The following is a 7,933-nucleotide window of genomic DNA, read 5'->3' as shown; positions in this document are numbered from 1 at the left end:
ACCCCTGGGGGTGCGGCCCGTCGCCGTCGTGCGGAGCGGTCGCGGTCAGCCCTGGTCCTGGCCGCCCACGTGGTGGACGCGGACCATGTTGGTGGTGCCGGGGACGCCGGGGGGCGAGCCGGCCGTGATGACCATCGTGTCGCCCTCGTTGTAGCGGCCGAGCTTCAGCAGCTCCGAGTCGACCAGGTCGACCATCGCGTCCGTGGTGTCCACGTGCGGGACGACATGGGCCTCGACGCCCCAGCTGAGGGCCAGCTGGTTGCGGGTGGACTCGTCCGTGGTGAAGGCCAGGATCGGCTGGGCGGCGCGATAGCGGGACAGACGGCGGGCGGTGTCACCGGACTTGGTGAAGGCGACCAGTGCCTCACCGCCCAGGAAGTCCGCGATCTCGCAGGCCGCGCGGGCCACCGAACCGCCCTGGGTGCGGGGCTTCTTGCCCGGCACCAGCGGCTGGAGGCCCTTGGAGAGCAGCTCCTCCTCGGCGGCGACGACGATCTTCGACATGGTCTTGACCGTCTCGATCGGGTACGCGCCGACCGAGGACTCCGCGGAGAGCATGACCGCGTCCGCGCCGTCCAGGATCGCGTTGGCGACGTCGGACGCCTCGGCGCGGGTCGGACGGGAGTTGGTGATCATCGACTCCATCATCTGGGTCGCCACGACCACCGGCTTGGCGTTGCGCCGGCACAGCTCCACCAGGCGCTTCTGCACCATCGGGACCTTCTCCAGCGGATATTCGACGGCGAGGTCGCCACGGGCGACCATCACACCGTCGAACGCCATGACGATGCCCTCCATGTGCTCGACGGCCTGCGGCTTCTCCACCTTGGCGATGACGGGGACCCGGCGGCCCTCCTCGTCCATCACCTTGTGGACGTCCTTGATGTCGTTGGCGTCGCGGACGAAGGAGAGCGCGACCAGGTCGCAGCCCATCCGCAGCGCGAAGCGCAGGTCCTCGACGTCCTTCTCGGACAGGGCCGGGACGTTGACCGCGGCACCCGGCAGGTTGATCCCCTTGTGGTCCGAGATCACCCCGCCCTCGATGACGATGGTGTGGACCCGGGGGCCCTCCACGGAGACGACCTTGAGCTCGACGTTGCCGTCGTTGATCAGGATCGGGTCGCCCTTGGCGACGTCACCGGGCAGGCCCTTGTAGGTCGTGCCGCAGATCGACTTGTCCCCGGGGACGTCCTCGGCGGTGATGACGAACTCGTCCCCGCGGACCAGCTCGACCGGACCCTCGGCGAACTTCGCCAGGCGGATCTTCGGGCCCTGGAGGTCGGCGAGCACGCCGACCGCCCGCCCGGTCTCGGCGGCGGCCTTGCGGACCCGGTCGTAACGACCCTGGTGTTCCGCGTGGGAGCCGTGACTGAAGTTGAAACGGGCCACGCTCATGCCGGCCTCGATCAGAGCGACGAGCTGCTCGTGGGAGTCGACGGCGGGGCCGAGGGTGCAGACGATTTTGGAACGGCGCATGAGGCGGATCCTATCGGTTTGTTTCGCTGCGGAATATTCCGGCTGGTGGAAGATACAAAAGGGCGGGGGCCCGCTCAGTTGTCGACCAGTGCGAAGGTCTGGGTGGCGATCTCCAGCTCCTCGTCGGTCGGCACCACGGCGACCGCGACCCGTGCGTAATCCGGCGAGATCAGCCGCGGTACGCCGGACCGTACGGCGTTGAGATCCGCGTCCACCGCGAGGCCCAGCTCCTCCAGACCGGCGATCGCAGCCTCCCGCACCGGGGCGGAGTTCTCGCCGACCCCCGCCGTGAACACCACGGCGTCCACCCGGCCGAGGACCGCCGCATAGGCGCCGATGTACTTCTTCAGCCGGTGGACGTAGATGTCGAAGGCGAGCGCCGCACGCTCGTCGCCCTCGTCCACCCGGCGCCGGATCTCCCGCATGTCGTTGTCGCCGCACAGCCCCACCAGGCCGCTCTTCTTGTTGAGCAGGACGTCGATCTCGTCCGCCGACATCCCCGCCACCCGCTTCAGATGGAAGGTGACGGCCGGATCGATGTCACCGGAGCGGGTACCCATCACCAGCCCCTCCAAGGGGGTCAGCCCCATCGACGTCTCCACGCACCGCCCGCCCGCGACCGCCGAGGCGGACGCCCCGTTGCCCAGGTGCAGCACGATGACGTTGACGTCCTCCGGCTCCTTGCCCAGCAGCTGGGCCGCCTTGCGGGAGACGTACGCGTGCGAGGTGCCGTGGAAGCCGTAGCGGCGGATGCGGTGGGCGTCGGCCGTCTCCACGTCGATCGCGTACCGCGCCGCGTACTCCGGCATCGTCGTGTGGAACGCCGTGTCGAACACCGCCACCTGCGGCAGGTCCGGGCGCAGCGCCTGGGCGGTGCGGATGCCCGTGATGTTGGCCGGGTTGTGCAGCGGGGCCACGGGGACCAGGCGCTCGATCTCCTTGAGCACGTCGTCGGTGATCACGGTCGGCTCGGTGAACCGCAGTCCGCCGTGCACCACCCGGTGCCCGATCGCCGCGAGACCGGGGGAGTCCAGGCCGAGCCCGTCGGCCGCCAGCTCCTCGGCCGCCGCCCTCAGCGCCTCGTCGTGGTCGGCGATCCGGCCCTCGCGCTCGCGGGGCTCGCCGCCCCCGGCCAGCGGGGTGTGGACGAGCCGGGACGTCTCCTCGCCGATCCGCTCGACGAGCCCGGACGCCAGCCGGGAGCGGTCGTCCATGTCGAGCAGCTGGTACTTCACGGAGGACGAGCCGGAGTTGAGCACGAGCACCCGGCTCGGCTTCCCGGCCGCCGTCGCGTCTTCGGTGTGGGGGGTGGTCATGCGGGTCACTCCTCGCCCTGGGCCTGGATCGCCGTGATCGCCACGGTATTCACGATGTCCTGCACCAGCGCGCCCCGGGACAGGTCGTTGACCGGCTTGCGCAGCCCCTGGAGGACCGGGCCGACCGCCACCGCGCCCGCCGAGCGCTGCACGGCCTTGTACGTGTTGTTGCCGGTGTTGAGGTCCGGGAAGATCAGGACCGTGGCCTGCCCGGCCACCTCGGAGCCCGGCAGCTTGGTCGCGGCCACGCTCGGCTCGACCGCCGCGTCGTACTGGATGGGCCCCTCGATCCTCAGGTCCGGGCGGCTCCCGCGCACCCGGTCCGTCGCCTCGCGCACCTTGTCGACGTCGGCGCCGGTGCCCGAGGTCCCGGTGGAGTACGACAGCATCGCGATCCGGGGGTCGACGCCGAAGCGGGCGGCCGTGGCGGCGGACTGCACCGCGATGTCCGCGAGCTGCTCGGCGTCCGGGTCAGGGTTGACCGCGCAGTCGCCGTACACCAGCACCCTGTCGGCGAGGCACATGAAGAAGACCGAGGAGACGATCGACGCGTCGGGCTTGGTCTTGATGATCTCGAAGGCCGGCCGGATCGTCGCCGCCGTGGAGTGCACCGCCCCGGAGACCATCCCGTCGGCCAGCCCTTCCTGAACCATCAGGGTGCCGAAGTAGTTGACGTCCGAGACCACGTCGTACGCCAGCTCGACCGTCACCCCGCGGTGCGCCCGCAGCTGTGCGTACCGCTCGGCGAACGACTGGCGCAGCTCCGAGGTCTGCGGGTCGATGAGCTGGGTCTCGGCCAGGTCGATGCCGAGGTCGGCCGCCTTCTTGCGGATGGTGTCCGGGTCGCCGAGCAGCGTGAGGTCGCAGACGTCCCGGCGCATCAGCACGTCCGCCGCGCGCAGCACGCGCTCCTCGGTGCCCTCCGGCAGCACCACCCGGCGCCGGTCCGCGCGCGCCTGCTCCAGCAGCTCGTGCTCGAACATCATCGGCGTGACCCGGCCGCTGCGGGCGACGGAGACCCGGTCGAGGAGGGCGGCGGTGTCGACGTGGCGCTCGAAGAGGCCGAGCGCGGTCTCCGCCTTGCGCGGGGTCGCCGCGTTGAGCCTGCCCTCCAGGGCGAAGAGCTCCGCGGCGGTGGGGAAGGAGCCGCCGGCCACCGAGACGACCGGGGTGCCCGGTGCGAGCCGCGCGGCCAGCGTGAGGATCTCCTCGCCCGGCCGCTCGTCCAGGGTCAGCAGCACCCCGGCGATCGGCGGCGTCCCGGCGCTGTGCGCGGCGAGCGAGCCGATCACCAGGTCCGCCCGGTCCCCGGGTGTCACCACCATGCACCCCGGGGTCAGCGCCTTCAGCAGGTTCGGCAGCATCGCACCGCCGAAGACGAAGTCCAGCGCGTCCCGGGCGAGCCCCGAGTCGTCGCCGAGCAGCACCGTGCCGCCCAGGGCCGCGGTGATCTGGGCGACCGTCGGCGCCGCGAGGGCCGGCTCGTCCGGCAGCACCGAGCAGGGGACCGGCAGGGTCGCGGTGAGGCGTTCCGCGACGACGTCCCGGTCGGCGGGGGCCACCCGGTTCACGATCATGGCGAGCACGTCGCAGCCGAGCCCCGAGTAGGCCCGGTACGCGTTGCGGGTCTCGGCGCGCACCGACTCCGCGTTCTGGTCCTCGCCGCCGACGACCGCGATCACCGAGGCGCCGAACTCGTTGGCCAGCCGCGCGTTCAGCGCCAGTTCGTCGGGGAGCTGGGTCGCGGCGAAGTCGGTGCCGAGGACGAGCACCACCTCGTAGTCGACGGCGACCCGGTGGAAGCGCTCGACCAGCCGGGAGACGAGTTCGTCGGTGCCCTGCTCGGCCTGGATCGCGGACGCCTCGTGGTAGTCCATCCCGTAGACCGTGCCCGGGTCCTGGGAGAGCCGGTAGCGGGCCCGCAGCAGTTCGAACAGCCGGTCGGGATCGTCGTGGACCAGGGGGCGGAAGACCCCGACCCGGTCCACCTGGCGGGTCAGCAGCTCCATGACGCCCAGGTCCACGACCTGGCGGCCGTCCCCCCGGTCGATCCCGGTCACGTACACGCTGCGCGTCACGCGTGCTCTCCCGTCGTCTCTGGTCCGGTATGGTGCCCGGTTCGAGTGGTAATCGCCCGTTTGACGATACCCGTGGGGGCGCAGGGGCCGCCCGCCGGACAACTGCCCCGCGGGGGCGTCACCAGGCCGCCCCCGAGCAGCCGGGAGCGCGAGCCGCGCGCCCGGCGTGGGACACTCGTCGTGACTCACGGTACGGGGGAAGCGGTAGAAGCCCCCGTTCCGGATGCCAAAACGGACGGGCCCAGCGAGCAGGAGACGGAACAGGATGCGCATCGGAGTTCTCACCGCAGGCGGCGACTGCCCCGGCCTGAACGCAGTGATCCGTTCGGTCGTGCACCGGGCCGTCGTCGGCCACGGCGACGAGGTCATCGGCTTCGAGGACGGCTTCAAGGGCCTGCTCGACGGCCACTTCAGGCCCCTCGACCTGAACGCGGTCAGCGGCATCCTCGCCCGCGGCGGCACCATCCTCGGCTCGGCCCGCCTGGAGCGCGCCCGGCTGCGCGAGGCCGCCGAGAACTGCGCCGAGCTGAGCCGCCGTTACGGCATGGACGCGCTGATCCCGATCGGCGGCGAGGGCACGCTCACCGCCGCCCGGATGCTCGCGGACGCCGGAATGCCCGTCGTCGGCGTCCCGAAGACCATCGACAACGACATCTCCTCCACCGACCGCACGTTCGGCTTCGACACCGCCGTGGGCGTCGCGACCGAGGCCATAGACCGTCTGAAGACCACCGCCGAGTCCCACCAGCGCGTGATGGTGGTCGAGGTGATGGGCCGCCACGCGGGCTGGATCGCGCTGGAGTCCGGCATGGCCGGCGGCGCGCACGGCATCTGCCTCCCCGAGCGCAAGTTCGAGGTGGACGACCTGGTCAAGATGGTCGAGGAGCGCTTCGCGCGCGGCAAGAAGTTCGCCGTCATCTGCGTCGCCGAGGGCGCGCACCCGGCCGAGGGCTCCATGCCGTACGCCAAGGGCGAGATCGACCAGTTCGGACACGAGCGGTTCCAGGGCATCGGCAACCGCCTGGCCGTCGAGCTGGAGAAGCGGCTCGGCAAGGAGGCCCGCCCGGTCATCCTCGGCCACGTCCAGCGCGGTGGCACGCCGACCGCGTACGACCGCGTCCTCGCCACCCGCTTCGGCTGGCACGCCGTGGAGGCGGCCCACCGCGGCGACTTCGGCCGGATGACCGCGCTGCGCGGCAACGACATCGTGATGGTCCCGCTCGCCGAGGCGATCACCCAGCTCAAGACGGTCCCGCTGGACCGGATGCACGAGGCCGAGTCGGTCTTCTGAGCCCGTCGCGCGGGAGGGCCGCGGTCTTCAGGCGAGCCCCGCTACGCCGGAGGGCCGCGGTCTTCACGCCCGGGGCCCCCTCCCGTTGTGCCTGAGGCCGCGGTCTTCACGCCCAGGGCCCCCTCCCGTCACGCCGAAGGGCCGGCCGTCTCCCAGAACCGCGGCACGATCCCGGTGAGGAAGGCCCGGCCCTCCTCGCCGGTGTTGCCCGGCCGGTCCGTGCCCGCGCTGCTCCAGCTCAGCGTGGAGACCATCAGCGCCTGGTAGTCGCCGTGCAGCCGCTCCAGGACCTCCTGGAGGCGGTGCCGGTCCACCGGCACCAGCTTGCCCACCGGCCGGGTGTACGCCTGCCACCGCGTCGTCACCGCGCTGCGCAGCAGGCCCGCCAGCTCCTCCTCGCGTCCGGTCGCGGTCACGAAGTCCGCGGGCGTCAGGCCCAGCGCCTCGCTCAGCGCGGCGGACTGGCGCTCGTTGCCCCGCCACCGCCCCGACTCCTCCATCCGCAGATACGCGGAGGTGGCCATCCCCACCCGGGCGGCCAGCTCGTCCGGCGACAGCTCCCGGGAGACCCGGTGTTCGCGCAGACTGCGCGCGGCCGTCAGCAGCTCGCCCGGGGCGCACCACAGCACCCCGGCCAGTGCGGTGAGTTCGTACTCCGAGGGGAACGCGAGCCCGCGCTCCCAGGCGGCCACCGTCTCGGCGGTGATCCGCAGTCCGTACTGAGCGCCGAGGCCGTAGGCGACGTGGCCGGGAGCCATACCCAGGGCCTCGCGGAGTCTTCGCGCGGCGGGAGCGTTGAAAGGCGGAGAGGGGTGCACGGGGACACCGTAAGGAGGCGGGGGCTCCGCTGACTACGGTGTGTTCGCCCGAGAACACACCTCAGAGGAAGGTCCTAGGTACAAAAGCCGCACGGCGGGACCGGTCGCCCCTTCAGTGCCCCTCCGGCCGCCCCGGCTCAGCGTCCCTCCGGCCGCCACCGGTAGTGCAGCTCGGGCCGCCCCACCTGCCCGTACTGCGGACTGCGCACCGCCCGCCCCACCGTCACCAGGTGCTCCAGATAGCGGCGCGCGGTGATGCGCGAGATCCCCAGCTCCAGGCCCGCCGTCGAGGCGCTGAGCCCGTCCGGGGCCGCCCGCAGCGCCCCGGTGACGGCTTCGAGGGTCGGCGCGCTCAGCCCCTTGGGCAGCCGGGCCGGCTCCGGGGCGCGCAGCGCGGCGAGCGCCCGGTCCACCTCGTCCTGCCCGCTCGCCTCACCGGCCGCCGCCCGGAACTCCGCGTACCGCACGAGCCGGTCCCGCAGCGTGGCGAAGGTGAACGGTTTCAGGACGTACTGCACGACACCCAGCGAGACGCCCTCCCGGACCACGCCCAGGTCGCGGGCGGACGTCACCGCGATCACGTCCGCCGAGTGCCCGGCCGCCCGCAGCGAGCGCAGCAGCTGGAGCCCGTGCCCGTCGGGCAGGTAGAGGTCGAGGAGCAGCAGATCGACCGGGGTGCGCTCCAGCGCCCGTACGGCCTCGGCGCGCGAGTGCGCCACGGCGGCCACGGCGAAGCCCGGCACCCGGCCCACGTACAGCTGATGGGCGTCGGCCGCCACGGGGTCGTCCTCCACGACCAGGACCCGGATCATGCCCGCGCCCCCGCTGTCAGCGGCAGCCGCACGGTGAACTCCGCGCCCCCGTCGGCGCCCCGCTCCAGCGCCACCGTCCCGCCGCTCCGGTGCGCGGCCTGGCGGACCAGGGCCAGGCCGAGGCCGCGCCCCGCGCCGTGCG

Annotated in this window: 7 protein-coding genes; 1 reads left to right on the top strand and 6 read right to left on the bottom strand. The window is 72.5% G+C overall.

Annotated features, from left to right (window positions below; genetic code table 11):
- Positions 1 to 45: 45 nt before the first annotated feature.
- The 3 genes from pyk to pta form a co-directional block, all read right to left on the bottom strand.
- Positions 46 to 1,476 carry a pyruvate kinase gene (pyk, locus tag G3I41_RS01855; protein ID WP_164398542.1) on the bottom strand — a complete coding sequence of 477 codons (1,431 nt, stop codon included), beginning with the start codon at positions 1,474 to 1,476 and terminating at the stop codon, positions 46 to 48.
- Between the two features lie 74 nt (positions 1,477 to 1,550).
- A complete protein-coding gene (locus G3I41_RS01850) occupies positions 1,551 to 2,792 on the bottom strand; it encodes an acetate kinase (protein ID WP_164398541.1) in 1,242 nt (413 codons plus the stop codon).
- A gap of 5 nt (positions 2,793 to 2,797) precedes the next feature.
- Entirely contained in the window at positions 2,798 to 4,870 is a 2,073-nt protein-coding gene (gene pta / locus G3I41_RS01845; protein ID WP_164398540.1) for a phosphate acetyltransferase, read from the bottom strand.
- A 265-nt stretch (positions 4,871 to 5,135) separates the two neighbouring features.
- Between pta and G3I41_RS01840 the strand changes: the two genes are divergently transcribed.
- Positions 5,136 to 6,161, top strand: a complete 1,026-nt coding sequence (locus G3I41_RS01840) for an ATP-dependent 6-phosphofructokinase (protein ID WP_164398539.1) — start codon at positions 5,136 to 5,138, stop codon at positions 6,159 to 6,161.
- A gap of 128 nt (positions 6,162 to 6,289) precedes the next feature.
- Here the strand turns inward: G3I41_RS01840 and G3I41_RS01835 are convergent, their stop codons facing one another.
- The 3 genes from G3I41_RS01835 to G3I41_RS36625 all read right to left on the bottom strand — a co-directional run.
- On the bottom strand, positions 6,290 to 6,919 hold the full coding sequence (locus tag G3I41_RS01835; RefSeq protein WP_164398538.1) for a helix-turn-helix transcriptional regulator: 630 nt from the start codon (positions 6,917 to 6,919) through the stop codon (positions 6,290 to 6,292).
- A 197-nt stretch (positions 6,920 to 7,116) separates the two neighbouring features.
- Positions 7,117 to 7,791 (bottom strand): response regulator, encoded by a 675-nt coding sequence (locus G3I41_RS01830; protein WP_164398537.1) that lies wholly within the window; start codon positions 7,789 to 7,791, stop codon positions 7,117 to 7,119.
- A partial coding sequence (locus G3I41_RS36625; RefSeq protein ID WP_164398536.1) for an ATP-binding protein occupies positions 7,788 to 7,933 on the bottom strand: 146 nt, incomplete at its 5' end. The genes G3I41_RS01830 and G3I41_RS36625, both read right to left, overlap by 4 nt.

The organism is Streptomyces sp. SID9727 (genome assembly GCF_010550605.1).
In the GTDB taxonomy this organism is placed as follows: Bacteria; Actinomycetota; Actinomycetes; order Streptomycetales; family Streptomycetaceae; genus Streptomyces.
Note: the sequence above shows the minus strand (reverse complement) of the source record. Positions and strands in the feature narration are given on the sequence as shown.